Here is an 18,832-nt window from a genome sequence, read left to right on the forward strand (position 1 = left end):
TAGCGGCGCTTATTATTGTTAAGCCGGTGCGCCGTTAAACCAAAGCCGGAGTTGTTGTGGCAACCGTGCCAGCCAGGCATCCAGTTGCGCTGCTGTCATCGGTTTAGCGAAGTAATAACCCTGTACTTTGTCACAGCCGCAGTCTAACAGTTGTTGCAACCCGGCCTGATTTTCCAGCCCTTCAGCGGTGACCGAAAACCCCAGGCTGTGTGCCAGCTGGGTAGTTGCTTTAACAATTAATGCATCGTTGTTGTTATGCTCAATATCTTTGACAAAGGCGCGGTCTATTTTTACTTCATGCACCGGCAGCTGTTTTAAATACGCCAGTGACGACTGGCCGGTACCAAAATCATCTATCGATAGCGTAATACCCAATTTTCGCAGCCGGTGCAGTTGGGCAATAACGGTGTCGGTATCTTCCATCACCGCGCTTTCTGTGACTTCCAGCGCCAGTGCCGCCGCCGGTAACTGATGCTGTTGCAACAGCGCGGCAATATCGTCGGCCAACTGCGGGTTCAGCAGATCAAACACCGACAAGTTCACTGCCAGTTGCAGCGGAGTACCGCTTTGCCACCAATGGGCTGCCTGAGCGATAACCTGTTGTAACATCCATTGGCTGATCAGACCGATATTGCCGGAATGTTCGGCCAGTTTGATAAACTGATCCGGCGGTACCAGACCCAGTTGCGGATGTTGCCAGCGGATTAAGGCTTCGGCGCTGCTACAACCAGGCTGCTGAATATTCACTTTGGCCTGATACACCACAAAAAACTGACCATTGTGCAGTGCCACGGGTAGATCGCGGATTAACCCCAACTCGCGCTGATGGCTTTCATCCTGACCTTGTTGATAAAAGGCGATGCTCTCCGGCATTTGCCGTGCGTTTTCCAACGCAATATCCACACGGCGCAGCGCATCATTTACACTGAGCTGGCCGGCAGCAAAATTATAAATGCCGGCATACAGTTTCAGGTTTATCGCCGAGCTCTGCAGCTTATAGCTGTTAAGCAGGGGTTTTAGCAGTTGTTGTACTTGTTCGGTCAGCAACGTATGCGGGTACAACAAAACAAACTCATCGCCACCCGGCCTGGCCAACAATACCGGTGCCGGTACCAACTGTTGCAGGCGCTGTGCCAATTGCTGCAACAGTAAGTCGCCGTTGCTGAAACCCAGTACGTCATTAATGCTTTTAAACTGCTGAATATTTAGCTGCAGCAAGCTGCCGTCAAAGCTATTCAGCCATTGTTGCAATAAGCGCTCAAGAGCGGTGCGGTTATACAGGCCGGTAACGGAGTCATGCTCGGCATTAAACAGCAACTGCTGCTCACGCTGTTGAATATCCTGCTGCATAGTGCTCAGCGTCCGGCTGAGTAAGCCCACTTCATCGTTGCCACCAGGTGGGGCGGTGGCAGCAAAGCCCTGGCCGATCTGCCGGGCAAACTCGCTTAGTGCCTGCATCGGCCCGGTAATGCTGCGGGCAAAAATAAATGCTACTACCAGCGACAACGACAGGGCGGCGCCAAAGATGTAAAACAGCTGGCTGCGCAATTGCTGGTAGCTGCTGAGCCAGCGCTGATTTGATAAATGCTGCACCGCCCACAGTTGCTGTTGCTGATCCAGTGGGACAGCGACGGAGACGTAATCCTGTTGCGGGCTGCTTTGTACTGTGTCGGGCTGTGCGATAAGCGCACTGAGTAAATCGGGTAACTGCTGCTGGTGCGCAGAACTGAGTGTGGAGTTGCCGATGCGGTGCTGGCCGTCGCGAATGCCGGTAAAACTGATATCCAGCCCGGTAATGCCTTTTATCTGCTGTGCCAGCGGGCCATCAAGCGGAAAGCCCATGCCGACATGCGCAATCAGATTCGGCGCTTTTACCGGCGCCAGTACCAGCTGATAGGCTTGGCCGTTCAGGCTGACAATAGCTGCCACCGGGTTGTCACTGCCGGTGCCGGCTTGCTGAAACAGTGGGGTAATATCGCTCATATTCAGTGTCGGCGACGAGCTGGCCAGCAAAGTGCCATCCGGTGCCAGCAGCAACGTCAGACTGGCATTGATACGGTTACCATGGTTGTGCAACACCGACTCAATGGTTTCCTGTTCAGCGGTGGCCACGGCGCGGCGAAAGCCAAAATCAGCCGCCAGAATACGCACACTGTTGCTCAACTGCTCTGCACGGGTGTCCAATGCCTGGCGTAACACTTTGGCCGACACGTTCAGAATATGCTGCGCTTGCAATTCACTGTCACGTTTTAGTGTGGTTAAGGTAGCAAAGCCGGTCGCCAGCGCCAGTAAACTTAACATTAACAGCAGGATAAAAATCAGTTTGCCGCGTAACGACTTAAACCGCATAGGCTAGATACCGTATAACAACAGTGCACCGGGCAAAGAAACAGGCATAATGTGGCAGACCTTAACGGAAGATGTGGTTAACAATAGCAATAACCCGCAGCGGGCTCAAATACAATTGAATGCCGGCGGCAGAACAATGAGACGGACTGACAGTAAATGAAGACAGGGATCTTAAATACCTTGCTGGCTGCCAGCCTGGTATGCAGCGGTGTAGCGCTGGCTGACGATGTATGCCAACAGGCGCGGGCACAAAACCGCGATTGTGTGGCACTGGTACTGGGCGGTGGTGGCGCGCGTGGCGGGGCGCATCTGGGCGTAATAGAACAACTGGAACGACAGCAAATCCCCATAGACTTAGTAGTAGGCACCAGTATCGGCGCTTTTATCGGCGGCTTGTATGCCAGTGGCCACAGCGCAGAGCAAATTGCGCAGCGGCTGGAGCGCACGCCGTGGGCGGCCGGGTTTCGTGATCGCGTGTACCGCGATGAAATGCCGCTGCGGCGCAAGCAAATCAGTGACGACTTCCCGGTAAATACTGATCTTGGCGTATCAGCAGATGGCGTAAAGTTACCCAAAGGCATTTTAAATGGCCAGGCGCTGGCCGAAATTTTACACGGCACCTTTGGTATCTATGCCGATCTTAAACATTTTAATGACTTACCGGTGCCGTTTCGCGCCGTCGCCACCGATTTACTGACACAGCAGGAAGTGGTGCTGAGTAACGGCAGCCTGGTGCAGGCGGTGCAGGCGTCGATGACCATTCCTGGCGTAGTGCGGCCGCTGGAGTTAAACGGCAAGCTGCTGGTAGATGGCGGTGTGGTAAATAACCTGCCAATCAGCGTGGCACGTCAGCTCGGCGTCGACCGTATTATTGCCGTCAGTATTGACTCACCGCTGCTGCGGCGTGAGCAAATGGAATCGGCATTCAGCGTTACCGAGCAACTTACCAGCTTTTTAGTGCGCGCCGGCGTGCAGCAGCAATTGCAACTGCTAACCGACCGCGACTTATTGCTGCAGCCGGATCTGGTTGATATCAGCACGCTGGACTTTGACCGTATTAACGTTGCTGTAGCCTCTGGCCGGCAAAGCGCTATCCGTTTTGTGCAGGCGCTGGCTGATTTTAGCCAACCGCATAAAGTGTACAGCGACTGGTTTGCCAGGTTTGATCAAGCGTCCAAGCCGGCAATAGCAATAGACCGGCTGCAACTGCAAAATAATTCCCGGCTTGCTGATCAATTGTTGTTTGACCGGCTGGAGCTTAAACCCGGAGACTTTTACACTGAGCGCAGTATTCGGCGCGGTCTGCGGCAATTATACGGCCTGGATACCTTTGAACGGGTTAGCCAGCAACTTAGCGTAGAAGAAGACGGCAGCACCTTGCTTAGTGTCAAAGCGGAAGAAAAAAGCTGGGGTCCGGCTTATCTGAACTTCCGGCTGATGTTTGAAGATGATTTCCGCAATAACCATCAGTATCAACTGGCGGCAGCCTATACCCGCACCAATTTATCGCCATGGGGCGCTGAGTGGCATTCGGAATTAGCGCTGGGCAGCAATAAATACTTGTCGACAGAACTGTATTGGCCGCTGGCCAACAGCGGCCTGTATAGCAGCGCCGGTTACCGGCACCGGCGCGATGTACTGCGTTTGCAAGACGAATTACAGCTGTCGGCCGGCGAGCTGAAAAATATTGAACATGAATTGCAGCTCAGCAGCGGTTGGAATATCTCCGATCACGCCAGGTTGCAGTTGGGTTGGGTGTGGCGTGACGGCGAATACCAACTGCCGGCGGTATACGCGGCAGAGTTGTTAACATCCAGGATCGATTATCGCCGCAGCGGGCCTCAGGCCGAACTGATTTGGGATACGTTAAACAGCCGCAGTTTCCCCACCCGCGGTATCCGGTTGGCCAGTAGCTACCGCTTTTTAACCGACAAGGTATTGGGCTCAGAGTTAAACAGCACCAGCAGCAGTACCGAGTTACTCGCCGCTAAAAGCTGGCAGCAGCATACGCTACGCACCCGCTGGCGCTTTGATCACTACAAGCCTGAAGACGATACCGGTTTTGCGCTGGAGCAGTTCAGCCTGGGCGGCTTTTTGAACCTGTCCGGTTACCCGGCAGAGTCGCTGTTTGGCAGCCAAATTCAGTTTGGCAGCCTGGTGTACCTGTACCGGCTGAACGAGCAAAGCATTTCTTTTATTAATGCGCCGCTGTATTTCGGTACCTCGCTGGAGCGGGGCCGCGTGCGTAAAGATGTGTTTGGCGCTTCCGGCGGTGCTGACGCTACCGGTTGGCTGTGGGCCGGCAGTGTATTTTTGGGCTGGGATACGCCGCTGGGGCCGTTGTATTTCGGTGTTGGCATGGCCGAGCAGGGCCAGTCTGATTATTCTGATGCGGTGTACTTATCCTTTGGTAAAAACTATTAGGCCGGCATTTACATATTTGCTCACACTTTGCCGTTGGCGTGGCCGGCTTTGGCAATGATAAGCTAATGCAGAGTTAATAAGCAGGAAGCATAAATGCAGTTAATTGTTACCGCGATAAGTAAAGCCTATGCCAGTGTGCAGGCCGTGCAGCAAGTTAGTTTTCAGATTAACAGCGGCGAAATTTTTGCCTTGCTGGGGCCAAACGGCGCCGGTAAGTCGTCAATTATCCGCATGCTGGTGGGTATGACACAGCCGGACAGCGGCAGCATTATGATTAGCTATCAGGACGAGCACTTCGACCATGTGCCGCGACGTTTGCTCGGCTATTTGCCGGAAGACCGCGGTTTGTACCCGGACAAAAGCATTGAAAAAAACCTGCTGTATCTGGCGCAGCTGCATGGCTTAAGCAAAAGCAAAGCGCTGTCAGAAATGGACTACTGGCTTGATGTGTTTGACTTAACCGACCGGCGCCATGAAGACTTAAAGCAGTTATCCAAAGGCAACCAGCAAAAAGTACAGTTAATTGCGGCGGTGCTGCATCAGCCGGCGCTGGTGATTCTGGACGAGCCGTTCTCCGGGCTTGATCCGATTAATCAGGAAAAGGTGGTGCTGTTTTTAAAGCAGCTGAAAGCCAAAGGTATGACGGTTATTTTAAGCGCGCACCAAATGGCGATGGTAGAAAAACTGGCCGACCATATGTTGCTGATGGCACAAGGTAGGGCGGTGCTGGCCGGTACTTTGCAGCATATTCAACAACAAAGCCAAAGCCGGCGCCGGATGAAAATCGGCACTGTCAGTGCGGTAAGTGCCGAACAATTACAGCAACTGGATGCTGTATTAAGCGTTGAAGCACTGCAGGCGCAACATTTTTTACTCACCCTGGCCGATGATGTCAGTGTGTCAGACTGTTTAAAACAACTGCTGCTGCAGGTTGAGCTGACGCTGGTGGAAATGCAAACGCCGGATTTGCACCAACTGTATCTGGCGGCGATGGCGAAGCACAAACCGGAGGTGGCAGCATGATGTCGCGGCAAAGCTTAATCGTAGCCAAGTGGGAGTTTTTACGCTTTTTTAAGTGGAAGCAGCAGCTGATCTCTTACTTGCTGATGCTGGGGGTGATGGCCGCTGTGGCATTGTGGAGCTTTTTTACCGATGAAAGCCGGCAACAATACCGCATCGCCGTGCCGGCACAACTGGAAATCGCCAACACAGAGCAGTTTCAGTTTCAGCGGCCCGGCATCAGCTTTACTGAGCAATTGGCGCAAATGCGTAGTGACGACTCATGGCATGCTGTAATAAGTGAAGAGCAGGGCGAATTAGTGCTGCATACCCTTACCGGCAAAAAGTGGCTGGCGCAGTTAGAGACAGTATTACAGCAACATTACCGCCAACTGTCGGCGGCACAAATGGGGCTAAGCACTGCGCAGTTAAACCGGTTGGAACAACCGGTAGTGATTAACACGCGCTATCTGGATCAAAACTACAAAGGCAAAGATACGCCGGAGAAAATGATTGCGCTGGGGGCGTTAATATTACTGTTTGTTGGCTTGAGCACCGCCTTTGGCCAGGTGCTGATGAGCATTACCGGTGAGAAACAACAGCGGGTTACTGAACAATTGTACGCCATAGTCACACCGCAGCAGTGGATGGACGGCAAAGTATTGGGCCACAGTTTCAGTGCGCTCAAAGCCATGGTCACATCCGGGCTGGTGATGTTGCTGGCGTTTGCCGTGGTGAGCTTGTTTGCGAAAAAAGCTGTCGATTTAAGCTGGATTAATATCGGCGTAGTGTTGTGGCTTATTCCGTTTGCACTGCTGGGGGTGGTGCTGTGCGCCAGCTTTATGGGCGCGATAGCCGCCTCAATTGACGACCCGAATAACAGCGGCAAAAGTGCGGTGATGATGATTACCTGGTTGCCAATGGTGTTTACCTTTATGGTGATCGACAGCCCCGCCGGCTGGGGCATGACAGTGCTCAGCTTTGTGCCGTTAACCTCCTTTGCCGCCATGCCGGTGAAAATGGCGATGGTAACGGTGCCGTGGTGGCAACCGCTGTTGTCGCTGATGTTGTTGCTGGCGACGGTGTATTGGATGCGCCGCGTTGCCGGTCGGGTGTTTTTACGCGGTATGCAGATGTACGGCAAAGAGCCGTCCTGGGGCGAAATAGTGCGCTGGGCCGTCAGTAATAAAACAGAATAGTCAGTCCTGAGTCAGGGCGCGTTCTACATCAATACCGATGCTGAGCGCGCCGATATGCCGGCCGTCAGCATTTAACAGCGGCACACTCAGTTTTACCTGAAAGCGTTGGGTGGACTGGTCGTACTCCACCACATCAATAAAATAGTCATGTTGTTGCTCAAATACGCTGAGAAAAGGTGTTTCATCGCCCTGCCAATAGTCGGTGGTCATATCGCTGATAGCAACATTGGCGCCCTGGTTATCCATCAGAATCACTTCAGTAATTAACCCCGGGGTGTTGGCCTGCCAACTGCGCAGCAGCTCAGCTGTGGGCGAACTCAGCTGTGCTGCAGCCACAGCGCCGGCAGTACGCAGCTGTACCTTTTGCTGCCAAGCGGCATCACGCTGCATAATTTCCGACAAAGACAGCTGTTGCTGGTTTTGCTGTTGCACCGCGGCTATCAGCTTGCGATCCCGTGCCAGCTCGCGGGTGCTGTGCAGCAGTTGTGCCGCAATCAATTGTTGTTCCTGCTCTGCCAGCGCAAAGGGCGCCGATGCACACAAATGCACAGCGGCATTAAAACGCGGCATAAAATCCGGCTGTTGTTGTAACCGTGCCGAAGAAAAATACACCCCCAGCGGTATATAACGTAAAAACGCCTGGCGGTACTGCTGCGGCGGCAGTTTTAACCGCTGCACGGCGTGATTAAAGTCATCTAAATCTGCCAGTATTATATCAATACGGCCTATAGCCAGTAACTGCACTAACTGGGCAATATCACCCACTTCCAACTCGGGTTTATAATCGTTGGCGTTAAACCAATCGGCCTGATGGCTGCCGAGAATAGCGCCATAGCGGATCTTAGTTTGGCTGCGCAGGCCGGCATGGCGCTGATGCCAAAACCAGTACCAGTTCTCCAGAAACAGCGGCGCTGATAATTGCGCATAACCTTGCATACCTTCATTCGGAAAGGCGGTAAAATAGCCGTCAATCCGGCCCATCTTTACTTCTTGTTTAGCTCTGCGCCATGGCATCGACAGCAACTGATACGGCTGTCCGGCCTGCTGCATAATGCAATGTATTTGCTTATGATTGCTGCTTTCGGTTGTGGCGGGAATACTGGTACCAAGCAATAGCGGACTGTGCCCCGTTGTTTGAGACAATAACAACCAGCTACTGAGAAGAAGCGCGTTAAGCATAGGCGGCCATTAGCGGATAAAAGTCGGTTAGAAGTCGGCTGAAGTATAGCAGTATTAAATAATAACCAGGGCGAAGACTTGAACTTAGCCCTGTCCGACCAGACTAATGGCATAGTATCTGAATTGAGGTAGTTATGTTTTCATCATTTAAACAGCAAAGCAGTCAGTGGCAACAGCAGTTTGCCAGACGGCAAAGTGCCGGCCCGCTGCAGCGCCTGCTGGCCTGGTTGATCCTGGGGCTTATGCTGTTGGCCGGGGCGGCTATTTTGGTCTTTATGCTGCTGCTAAGCTGGATTTTAATTCCTATCCTGTTGTTTCGGCACCGCGCTAAAGTTAAAGCCTGGCAGCAACGCCAGCAGGGCGGTGCTAGCGGCGAAGCCGGCGCAGAGCAGCCACGCAGTGTGATTGAAGGCGAAGTGTTGCGGAAGCGGGAAGATTAACCCGTGTATACATAACAGAGACGACGGGCGGCAACCGGCTTGCTCTAAACCAACCGTTGAAGGCAGGGATGCCTGAATCGAGCCTATAGGGACATATTTACGGCGTGTTGGTGTGAGCAAACCGGTTGCCGCTCAAGCATAAGACCTTTATCAAGCACCACACACCGCCAGCTTGGCCTGAATATAGTCACTGTGGCGGATAAACAGTAAATCGGCAATTTTACGCAGCATGGCCTCTTCATTCGGGTCCAGCACACCGTCGGCGTAAGCCTGTTGCCATAAGCTATCCAGTAAAGCTAACCTGGCATCATAACTCAGCTGCTTTAGCTGCGCGGTAAACTCGTGCAGCGAAATAGCCTCTGTCGCCTGTTTCTCCGCTAACGCCACAACAGCGTTGGCGTCATCGTCAGATAAAGCAAACTCACGCTTTACATACTGCCGGGCTAACGCTAATTCCTCCTCTGCGCCGGCAAAATCGGCATGTGCCACCATCAACATTAACGACACGCAGGCAAGCTCAGCTTCGCTCAGTCCATAGGTGGTTTTGCCGGCCGGCGCTGTAGCTAAACCGTCGTTTACTTTATCCAACAGGGTTTTAAATAACTGAAACATCGTACTTCCTTTCTGGGTTACCGCCGTTAGAGCCGTATCGGGTGGCAAAGTTCGGTTGTTGCGGCCGCTGCTGTGCATGCTTGAAAAACCGCCATGCATGCCGCATTAAGTTCAAACCATACTATCGGCAGCATACTGTGCTTAACGCCTGAGGTGAAGCTTGGCTATCGTTATTACTCTGTTATTGGGCGCAGCGATCATCGCGCTGGTGTTACTGGCACCGTACCGGCAACGTCATAAGCGCCGGCAATTGATGGCTAAGCCGTTCCCTGCCGCCTGGCGCGATATTTTAAAACGCCGTTTGCCGTACTTTCGCGCCTTACCGGCCGATTTACAGCTGCAGCTGAAAAAGCATATGCAGGTGTTTATCGCCGAAAAGCAGTTTATCGGCTGTGATGGCTTAACGGTAACCGATGAAATGCGCGTAACCATAGCAGCCCAGGCCTGCCTGTTGCTGCTGAACCGGCCGGATTATTACTACCCGAAGCTCAAGCAAATTCTGTTGTATCCGGCCGCTTTTATTGTCAGCGGTAATCAGGCCGATGCGGCCGGCGTAATGCATGAGCAGCGCCGCGTATTGTCCGGCGAATCCTGGGGTCTGGGCAAAGTGATCTTAAGCTGGGCCGACACCCTCGACGGTGCCGCTAACCCGGGGGATGGCCGCAATGTAGTGATCCATGAATTTGCCCATCAGCTGGACCAGGAAAAAGGCATCGCCAACGGTGCGCCTTTGCTGGAGCGCAGCAGTGATTATCAACAATGGTCCGGCGTGATGGCGGCAGAGTTCAGTGCGCTGCAACACCAGGCGCAAAGTGGCGAAAGCGGCTTGTTTGATCACTATGGCGCTACTAACCCTGCCGAATTCTTTGCTGTTATCAGCGAAGTGTTTTTTGAACAGCCACAGCAATTGTCAGTGCAGCATCCACAGCTGTATCAGCAGCTAAGCCGCTTTTACCGGCTTAACCCGCTGAGCTGGTAATAAAACAGAAAAAAGTGATCTACAGCGCGCTTTGCGTCATACTCCTTAGCTTAACAAGAACAGTTCTTATTTAGTTGGGGAGCCTTATGCGTTGGCGGATAGCAGCAGCTTTATTGGGCACTATGGTAGCAATGGCGTTGCAGGCACAAGAACCGGTGCCGGTGCGGGTTGCTATGCCGCAGGAGAAAGGCTTGTCGCAACAGTTGCTGCTCAGTGGCAGCCTTACTGCACAACAAGACGCCGGCCTGTCCAGCCGCACCGCCGGCTTAGTGGCAGAGCTGTTGGTTGACGCCGGCAGCACGGTAACCAAAGGCCAGCCGCTGCTGCAACTGGACACCAGCCTGGCACAGCATGAACTGGCGCAGCGCAAGGCGGCGTTAGCGGCGGCGCAGGTACTGCAAAGCGAGCAACTACGGCTGGTTAGCGAAGCCGAACAACTGACTAAACAACAACTGTTCCCGCAAACGGAGCTGGCGCTGCGTCGCGCCGGGCTGGCACAAGCCGATGCCGCGCTGCAACAGGCACAGGCGGCGGCTGCACAGCAACAGGAAGTGCTGGCCAGGCATACCCTTACCGCGCCCTTTGCCGGCGTTATTGCCCAGCGCTACACCGATGTCGGGGAATGGATTGCGCTGGGCACTCCGGTATTGCAACTGGTTAGCTTAAGCCCGCTGCTGCTGGATGTGCAGGTGCCGCAGGAATATTTCGCCGCCTTACCCACCTTGCGCCGCATCGCGGTGCAGTCTGATTTACTGCCGGGCGAGAAGCTCAGCGCCAACCTGCTGGCCACCGTGCCGGTGGGCGACGCCGCGGCGCGCAGTTTCCTCGCCAGGCTGGCCATACAAGATAACAGCGTCACGCTGCTGCCCGGTACCTCAGCCCGCGCCACGCTGTACTTTGAACGTGATGATGCCAGCGCCTTAGTGGTGCCGCCGGATGCGTTACTGCGCCACCCGGATGGCAACTTCAGTGTCTTTGCCGTGCGCGAAGGCAAAGCCTGGCGCCACAATGTTACCCTGGGCCGCAGTAATGAGCAGGGCGTGGAAATTTTATCCGGCTTGCCAAAGCAGCAGCCGGTGGTGGTGCGCGGTAATGAAATTCTGCGTGACGGCCAACCGGTGCGGGTGCTGAGCGACGACAGCGCCGCGCGCAGCAATAAGGAGTAAGCCATGCTGGAAGCCGGTATTCGCCGCGGCACCATTCTTACCGTAGCTGTATTAATTATCTGTGTGCTGGGCATAGTGGCGGCGCTGCGCATTCCGGTGCAGATGATCCCGGATTTGGAAGTGCGTACCATCAGTGTGGTTACCGGTTGGCCGGGCGCCACGCCGCAAGATGTGGAAAAAGAAATTCTGATAGAGCAGGAGCGTTACCTGCGCACCTTGCCGAATTTAAAACGTATGGTATCGCGCGCCGGCACCGGCTCGGCAGAAATAGAACTGGAATTTCCGTTTGGTGTCGATGTTACCGAAGCTTTGATCCGCGTCAGCAATGCGCTAAGCCAGGTGCCGGCTTATCCGGAAAACGTTGACCAGCCGCGTTTATTCAGCAGTTCGTTCTCTAACAATGCCTTTATGTATTTTCGCCTGATGCCGCAAAGCGGTAATCCGCTTAAGCTGGATATGGATATGCTGCGCGATTACGCCGAAGACTATGTGCGGCCGCGTATGGAGCGGGTGCCCGGGGTGTCTGAAGTCGGCGTAAGCGGCGGTGCCGAGCGGCAAATTCAAATTCTCGTCGACCCGGCCAAACTGGCCCGGCGCGGCATTAGTCTGACGGATGTACGCGATGCTATCCGTGCCCGCAACCGCGATACTTCGGCCGGTGATATCGACAGCGGCAAACGACGTTATCTGCTGCGAATGGTCGGCCGCTTTGACCGTATCGACGAGCTGGAAAACCTGATTTTAACCCAGCAGGGCGATAGCCAGGTGCGGCTGAAAGACGTCGCCAGCCTGGTGCTGGACCATTTTGAAGTGCGCGACTTGTCGTTTGCCGATGGCGAGCGCACTTTGGGTTTATCGGTGCGGCGCGAGCCAGGCTCCAATGTTATCGACATTAAGCAGCAGATGATGCAGGTCGTGGCGCAGATGAATCAGGATATGCTGGCCGGCAACGGTCTTAAGCTGACACTGATCAGTGATGATGTGCGCTATGTTGAAGACTCTATTGCCAATGTCTGGACCAACCTGGCACTGGGCGCCATGCTGGCTACTTTAGTCATGTATCTGTTTTTGCGCTCCGGCCGCGCCACCTTAGTTGGCGTTATCGGCGTGCCCATTTGTACCATAGCGGCGTTTCTGGGCTTACTGGCATTTGGCCGTACTATTAACGTTATTTCGCTGGCCGGTATTGCCTTTGCTATCGGCATGACAGTGGATAACACCATAGTGGTGTTGGAGAGCATAGAGCAGGCGCGCCGCCGTGGTCTGGACCGCATAGAAGGCGCCATTGCCGGGGTGCGTGATGTCTGGCCGGCAGTGTTGGCCTCTACCCTGACCACTGTGCTGGTGTTTATGCCGATTTTATTTGTCGAGCAGGAAGCCGGCCAGCTGTACTCTGATATCGCCATTGCCATTGCTGCGGCCATTATTGCCTCTATGCTGGTGGCGGTATTTGTGGTGCCGGCGGCCATTGCCAAGCTGGGCTTTGGCCAAAGCGCGGCTATGCACCATCACAGTAAACAGCATGACGGCGGGCATAACGACAGCCCGGATAACCACATCACAGCTGCGCCGCCAGGTGCTATTTTGCGCCTGGTGCAGGCCATTGTCAGTAAGGGTGCTGTCCGCCGCCTTACGCTGGCGCTTACCGTGCTGTTAACCCTCGGCGCCGGCTGGTACCTGTTGCCACCGGCTGAGTATTTGCCGGAGGGCGAAGAGCCCAAAGCGTTCTCGTCGATGATAGCGCCGCCCGGCTACAATCTGTCAGAAATGGCCGCTATCGCTGAAGAAATTAAAGCTTTTTTAACGGCGCAGGTGGATGCCGACCCGGCGCTGTTTGACCGCGGCGAAACGGCAATGCCATCGCTGAAGTATTACTCGCTCAGCGTGTCAGTGGGGCGTATTCGTGTGCTGAGCGAACCCACGCGGCCGCAGGATATCAGCGCCATGATGGACGCGATGACCGCATTATTCCGCCAATACCCGGGCATGCGGGCGTTTTCGTCGCGCGGCTCTATTATCAGCAGCAATGATGGTGGCACCCGCGCCGTGGCGCTGGATATTTCCGGGCCGGATTTGGCCAATCTTTATACCACCGCCGACGCGGCTTATGTCGCTGCAGGCCAGCTGTTTGATAAACCGCAGTTAAACTCCGAGCCGGCGTCGTTATCGCTGGATCAGCCGCTGGTAGAGATCCGCCCGCGCTGGCAACGCCTGGCCGAGCTGGATTTCACTGCCGCCGACTTTGGTTTTGCCGTATCAGCACTGAGTGACGGTGCCTTTGTCGATGAGTTTTTTATCGCCGACGACAAGGTGGATATTTTTCTGTTCAGTAACGCCGGCGCACAGCAAAGCCTGGCCGGGCTGGCGCAAACGCCGGTATTAACGCCCAATGGTGCCGTATTGCCGCTCAGCAGCCTGGCAGAGCTGGCCGAAGTGGCCGACAGCGACACCCTGCGCCGCGTAGACGGCCGCCGCACTGTTACGCTGTATATTATTCCGCCGCGCTCGGTGGCACTGGAAACGGCCGTGGCCATAGTGCAGCAGCAACTGGTGCCGCAATTGCAACGCGACGGCGCAGTGGCAACGGACGTCACTCTGGATATTACCGGTGCCTCGGATCAACTGGACGAAACCCGCGCCGCGCTGGGCAGCAATTTTATTATTGCTATCGTACTGATTTATCTGTTGTTGGTGGCCATTTTCAGCCATTGGGGCTATCCGTTGTTTATTCTGGCTACGGTGCCGCTGGGGCTGGCCGGCGCCTTAGTGGGCCTGGCTGCGGTAAACGGCGTCAGCAGTGCGCTGGCGCTGGTTGGTTTGGGCGGCTTTCATCAGCCGTTTGATATGATCACCATGCTGGGGTTTTTAATTTTGCTCGGTACTGTGGTGAATAACCCGATTTTAATTGTCGACCAAAGCCGGCGTAACCTGCAAGCCGGCCATATGGCAGTATCTGATGCGGTATTGCAGGCGGTGGCCACCAGGCTGCGGCCAATACTTATGTCTACCGCTACCACCATTTTTGGCCTGGCGCCGCTGGTGTTAATTCCGGGCGAGGGTACCGAGTTGTATCGCGGCGTGGGTATTATTGTGCTCTGTGGTTTGTTGTTTGCTACCTTTATCAGTCTGACATTTTTGCCGGCGCTGCTGGTAACGGTACTTAACCGTGCTCAGGGAAAAACACATACTTAATCACTTGTGCCGCCACCAGCGCTATCATCAGCGGAATAATATAGCGGCTGAGTTTGGCGGTTTTTTCCTGGTCGCGGCTGCCGTATTTTTCCGCCAGCGTAACCAGAATAAACAGCGCGGCAAACAGCAGGGCCAAAATGATAATTAACGTTGTCATAGGGTGCTCCGTCAACAATATTGGCGCAGCTTAACCCGGTTCAACTTTAGTTTCAAAAACGCCTTGCGGCCGCTTCGCAGCAAAATAGCCGCATGCTATGCTGCGCGCAATTAACAACACTGATAAGGATAAACCCATGTTATTGGCTGTAGTCGCATTAATTGCCGGTTTGGCACTCTTGGTATGGAGCGCCGACCGTTTTGTCGATGGCGCGGCCGCAACCGCCCGTTACGCCGGTATGCCGCCGCTGTTAATCGGTATGATCATTGTTGGTTTTGGTACTTCAGCACCGGAAATGGTGGTATCGGCGATGGCCGCGGCTGATGGCAATCCGGCGCTGGCGCTGGGTAATGCCTATGGCTCTAACATTACCAATATCGCGCTTATTCTTGGCCTGGTGGCACTGCTCAGCCCGATTGCCGTGCACTCCCAGGTGCTGCGCAAAGAGCTGCCGATTTTAATGCTGGTAACCTTATTTGCCGGCTGGTTGCTGTTTGATCATCAGCTCAACAGCTTCGACGCCTGGTGTTTGCTGGGAGTGTTTTTTGCGCTAATGGCCTGGTCAATCTGGCAGGGCATGCGTAACCCACAGGATGCGCTGGCCACTGAAATGGACGAAGACCTGGCCGGTCAGCCAAAAATGACGTTAAAGCAGGCCATTATCTGGTTAGTGATCGGCCTGGTGTTGTTAATTATCGCCTCACGCATGCTGGTATACGGCGCAGTGTTTATTGCTCAGGGCCTGGGCGTCAGTGACCTGGTGATCGGCTTAACCGTAGTGGCAGTTGGTACCTCCTTGCCGGAGCTGGCATCGTCGTTAATTGCCATTAAAAAAGGCGAGCACGATATTGCGCTGGGTAACATTATCGGCTCTAACCTGTTTAATACGCTGGCGGTAGTGGGTATTGCCGCCATGATAGAGCCAATGGCAGTGGATGCCGTGGTATTAACCCGCGACTGGACGCTGATGGCCGTGCTGACCGCAGCGGTATTTGTGATGGGCTACGGCTATAAAAAGCAGGGCCGCATAAATCGCGTAGAAGGCGGCTTGTTGCTGGCAGTGTTTATCGGTTATACCGGTTATCTGATCAGCACCGTGATTGCTTAACGGCTGACGGATGCCTCAGCCACGCCCGGAGCTTGATAGCAGCTACTACCTGCAGCACTTTAACGAGCTGCTGCAGTTTGTTACGCAGCATTATCAGGGCGTGTTAAGCGCCGATAGCAGCGGCTTTATCGAATATTTTTATCAGCTTAGCCACAGCGCACAGCAACTGCTGGTGCGCATGCTGAACCGCAAAGGCAGCGTATTTGCTGATATCGAGCTTAGTTATGCTGAAATCGGCGCCACTGCGCCGTTGCTGGATGAGTTAACACAAGCCGGTTTTATCGCACCGTTAACAGAGGCTGATCTGGCCGATTTTTGGCTGCGGCTAACCAAAGACACGCTGTGGCAATTGCTGCAGCTGGCGCAAGCCGAACTGGCGCAACCTACAGGCGCAAAAAAAAGCCAAACCAAACCGCAGCTGCTGGGCGCGGCGTTAAAGCTGCCGGTTAACTGGCTGGTGCTTATTAGCAAACTGCCGCAGCGCTATGTCGCGCTGCGCCGCCAGGATGCACTGAACTATATTTATTTCCTCTATTTTGGCCGCATTGAGGCCAATTTGTCGTTATTTACCCTGCGCGATCTCGGCATCCGCCAAACCGGCCAGTTTAAGCAGCAGTTTAGCCCGCGTTTTACGGAAGCGGCGCAGGCACAGCTGGCGTATCAGCTGGCCAAAGCCAAACCGGCGATTATTGAGCTGGGCAAACAACTGAAAAAACAGTCGGATAAGGCAGAAACCTTGCTTAGCCAGTGGCTGCAGACGGTTATTGCCTGGCCGCAAACAGAAGATAACGCCTTATTGCTTAAGCGCAGCGAGCGCTGCTATCAACTGGGTAAACTGGCTGAGCAATACCAACTTAATGAGCTGGCGATCTGCTTTTATCAACACAGCAACGGCTTTCCAGCCAGTGAGCGGCTGGCCCGGCTTTACGCCCAAACAGGCGACGAGCAACGGTGCCGGCAATATCTACAACAGTTATTGGATGACCCCAGCTGCGATGAAGAATGGCTGTTTGCCGAGGATTTTTACCGGCGAAAATTTAGTCCCGGGCCCGGCGCTAAAGCTGCTAATAAACGCCGCTCGCAGCTTACGCAGCTACTGCACGACGCGCCGCTGGTGGGGGTTGACGAGCTGTATCTGGGCAAAGCCGAGCAAGGCTTAATGGCACATTATGCCGCGCAGGGTTACACCGTATTTCACACCGAGAACAACCTGTGGCTGGCGTTATTTGGCCTGTGGTTTTGGCATGAGTTGTTTGAGCATCAACACAGCAGCCTGCATAACCCGTTTGAACGCCGGCCACGTAATTTAGCTGCCGGCGGCTTTTATCAGCAGTTTGAAAGCGAGATAGAACACAAACTAAGCCAGCTGGCAGCGCCAGCTGCCGCCAGCACATTGCTTAGCGCTTTAACAGCGCATTACGGCAAAGCCAATAGTTTGTTTTACTGGCACAGCGATTTAGCTGAGCAATTGCTGCCGTTACTAAGCTTTGCGCCGAAAAAGACCGATGGCAGCAGTGCTTTGGCGGCAATACTGCGCGCCATGGCGCAGGATTTTCCCCGCCATAGTAGCGGTTACCCGGATTTACTGCTGATTAAAGAAAACCAGCTGGAGTTTATTGAAGTAAAGGCGCCGGGCGATAAAATACAACGGCATCAGTTAGCCCGGCTGTTAGCACTGAATAATGCCGGCTTTAACGCGCGGATAGAAAAACTGCAGTGGATAGCCGACCCCAACCGGCTTTACGTGGTGCTGGATGTGGAAACCACCGGCGGCAAAGCCGGCACAGATCGTGTAATCGAAATCGGCGCGGTAAAAGTGCAGGCCGGTGAGGTGTTGGATACCTTCAGCACCTTACTAAACCCGGGCCGTTATATTCCGTCCTTTATTACCCGGCTAACCGGTATCAATAGCAGTATGGTGGCTGACGCGCCCGGGTTTGCTGATATTGCCGGCCAGCTCGCCGAATTCCTGCAAGGCGCAGTCTTCGTTGCCCACAACGCCAAGTTCGATTACGGCTTTATCCGCGCCGAATTTGCCCGCTTAGAGCAGCCGTTTGATATGCCGCAGCTGTGTACTGTAGTTAATATGCGCCGTTATTACCCGGGGCTGGCATCTTACAGCCTGGGCAATCTGTGCACGGAGTTTGAGATTAAACTCACCAACCACCACCGCGCGCTGGATGATGCCACGGCTACGGTGGAGTTGTTAAAGCTGATTAATGCCAAACGGCAGCTGTTGTAGGCCATTAGCGGCAAAGTTAAAGGAGGGAGTGTGAACCCGGAGTTCTGGCAGGAAAAATGGCAAAAAAGAGAAATTGCCTTTCATCAGGCGGCGGCCAACCCTTTGCTGGTCAGTTGGTTTAATCAGCTGGCCCTCGCGCCCGGTGCTACCATTTTTCTGCCACTGTGCGGTAAAAGCCTCGATATACACTGGCTACTGGCGCAGGGTTATTCGGTCGTTGGCGCCGAGTTAAGCGAAATGGCAGTGCAAGAACTGTTCGCTGAGCTGGGGCTAACACCCAGCATTAGTAGCGTGGGTAACTTGCGACTTTATCAAGCTGACAAGCTGCAGGTGTTTGTCGGCGATATTTTTCAGTTATCAAAACACCCCCTCGGCCCAGTTGCCGCCATCTATGACCGCGCAGCGCTGGTAGCCTTACCGGACGCTATGCGACAGCGCTATGCGCAACACCTTATAACCATCAGCCAACGTGCGCCACAACTGGTTATTTGTTTTGAGTATGATCAAGCGCAGCTTGCAGGGCCGCCGTTTTCTGTTGATAGCCTGGAGATGCATAAACTCTACAGCAAGGTTTACAGCCTTAACTGCCTGGAAATACGTGAAGTACCCGGTGGGCTAAAACGAAAGTGCCAAGCTACTGAGATCGGTTGGCTGTTAACACTAATAAAGTCAGAGCAAAATTAAATTCAGGGCTGGCGTTTTATAGCTTGGCCAAGCTGTGCACCCCATTGGATAGCGCCACGGCAACGGCGGAATTGTTGAAGCTGATTAATGGCAGGTGCTGTA

General features: G+C 54.1%; 14 protein-coding genes. 10 read left to right on the forward strand and 4 right to left on the reverse strand.

Annotated elements, in window-relative coordinates; translation table 11 throughout:
- Positions 1-18: 18 nt before the first annotated feature.
- Positions 19-2,349, reverse strand: a complete 2,331-nt coding sequence (locus Q8O77_RS06870; RefSeq protein ID WP_305552110.1) for an EAL domain-containing protein — start codon at positions 2,347-2,349, stop codon at positions 19-21.
- Positions 2,350-2,505: 156 nt separating this feature from the next.
- On the opposite strand from Q8O77_RS06870, the gene Q8O77_RS06875 reads away from it, so the two are divergent.
- From Q8O77_RS06875 to Q8O77_RS06885, 3 genes are all read left to right on the forward strand, one after another.
- Positions 2,506-4,773, forward strand: coding sequence for a patatin-like phospholipase family protein (locus tag Q8O77_RS06875; protein ID WP_305552111.1), 2,268 nt, complete (start codon positions 2,506-2,508; stop codon positions 4,771-4,773).
- A 93-nt stretch (positions 4,774-4,866) separates the two neighbouring features.
- Positions 4,867-5,796 (forward strand): ABC transporter ATP-binding protein, encoded by a 930-nt coding sequence (locus Q8O77_RS06880; protein WP_305552112.1) that lies wholly within the window; start codon positions 4,867-4,869, stop codon positions 5,794-5,796.
- Entirely contained in the window at positions 5,793-6,971 is a 1,179-nt protein-coding gene (locus Q8O77_RS06885; protein WP_305552113.1) for an ABC transporter permease, read from the forward strand. Before Q8O77_RS06880 ends, Q8O77_RS06885 begins: the two co-directional genes overlap by 4 nt.
- On the opposite strand, the gene Q8O77_RS06890 is transcribed toward Q8O77_RS06885, so the two are convergent.
- Positions 6,972-8,021: a hypothetical protein gene (locus Q8O77_RS06890; protein WP_305552114.1), complete on the reverse strand. Its 1,050-nt coding sequence runs from the start codon at positions 8,019-8,021 to the stop codon at positions 6,972-6,974.
- 263 nt (positions 8,022-8,284) lie between these two features.
- Here Q8O77_RS06890 and Q8O77_RS06895 point away from each other — a divergent pair, with 263 nt between their 5' ends.
- The gene (locus tag Q8O77_RS06895; protein WP_305552115.1) at positions 8,285-8,590 is read left to right on the forward strand and encodes a hypothetical protein; all 306 of its coding nucleotides are present in this window, start codon (positions 8,285-8,287) and stop codon (positions 8,588-8,590) included.
- A gap of 150 nt (positions 8,591-8,740) precedes the next feature.
- Here the strand turns inward: Q8O77_RS06895 and Q8O77_RS06900 are convergent, their stop codons facing one another.
- Positions 8,741-9,202, reverse strand: coding sequence for a TerB family tellurite resistance protein (locus Q8O77_RS06900; protein ID WP_305552116.1), 462 nt, complete (start codon positions 9,200-9,202; stop codon positions 8,741-8,743).
- A 160-nt stretch (positions 9,203-9,362) separates the two neighbouring features.
- On the opposite strand from Q8O77_RS06900, the gene Q8O77_RS06905 reads away from it, so the two are divergent.
- The 3 genes from Q8O77_RS06905 to Q8O77_RS06915 all read left to right on the forward strand — a co-directional run bounded on the left by Q8O77_RS06905 (position 9,363) and on the right by Q8O77_RS06915 (position 14,539).
- Entirely contained in the window at positions 9,363-10,181 is an 819-nt protein-coding gene (locus Q8O77_RS06905; RefSeq protein ID WP_305552117.1) for a zinc-dependent peptidase, read from the forward strand.
- A gap of 86 nt (positions 10,182-10,267) precedes the next feature.
- The gene (locus Q8O77_RS06910) at positions 10,268-11,347 is read left to right on the forward strand and encodes an efflux RND transporter periplasmic adaptor subunit (RefSeq protein ID WP_305552118.1); all 1,080 of its coding nucleotides are present in this window, start codon (positions 10,268-10,270) and stop codon (positions 11,345-11,347) included.
- 3 nt (positions 11,348-11,350) lie between these two features.
- Positions 11,351-14,539, forward strand: coding sequence for an efflux RND transporter permease subunit (locus Q8O77_RS06915; RefSeq protein WP_305552119.1), 3,189 nt, complete (start codon positions 11,351-11,353; stop codon positions 14,537-14,539).
- Here Q8O77_RS06915 and Q8O77_RS06920 read toward each other — a convergent pair.
- Entirely contained in the window at positions 14,508-14,696 is a 189-nt protein-coding gene (locus Q8O77_RS06920) for a hypothetical protein (protein ID WP_305552120.1), read from the reverse strand. The two genes, Q8O77_RS06915 and Q8O77_RS06920, sit on opposite strands and share 32 nt — an antisense overlap.
- Before the next feature lie 136 nt (positions 14,697-14,832).
- Between Q8O77_RS06920 and Q8O77_RS06925 the strand changes: the two genes are divergently transcribed.
- From Q8O77_RS06925 to tmpT, 3 genes are read left to right on the forward strand one after another with little or no spacing between them, the layout of a single operon-like run.
- Complete coding sequence (locus Q8O77_RS06925; protein ID WP_305552121.1) at positions 14,833-15,804, forward strand: calcium/sodium antiporter; 972 nt, start codon at positions 14,833-14,835, stop codon at positions 15,802-15,804.
- A 10-nt stretch (positions 15,805-15,814) separates the two neighbouring features.
- Positions 15,815-18,046 (forward strand): exonuclease domain-containing protein, encoded by a 2,232-nt coding sequence (locus Q8O77_RS06930; RefSeq protein WP_305552122.1) that lies wholly within the window; start codon positions 15,815-15,817, stop codon positions 18,044-18,046.
- A gap of 30 nt (positions 18,047-18,076) precedes the next feature.
- Positions 18,077-18,730: a thiopurine S-methyltransferase gene (gene tmpT, locus Q8O77_RS06935; RefSeq protein ID WP_305552123.1), complete on the forward strand. Its 654-nt coding sequence runs from the start codon at positions 18,077-18,079 to the stop codon at positions 18,728-18,730.
- Positions 18,731-18,832 lie beyond the last annotated feature (102 nt).

This window comes from Rheinheimera sp. (assembly GCF_030690345.1).
Taxonomy (GTDB): domain Bacteria; phylum Pseudomonadota; class Gammaproteobacteria; order Enterobacterales; family Alteromonadaceae; genus Alishewanella.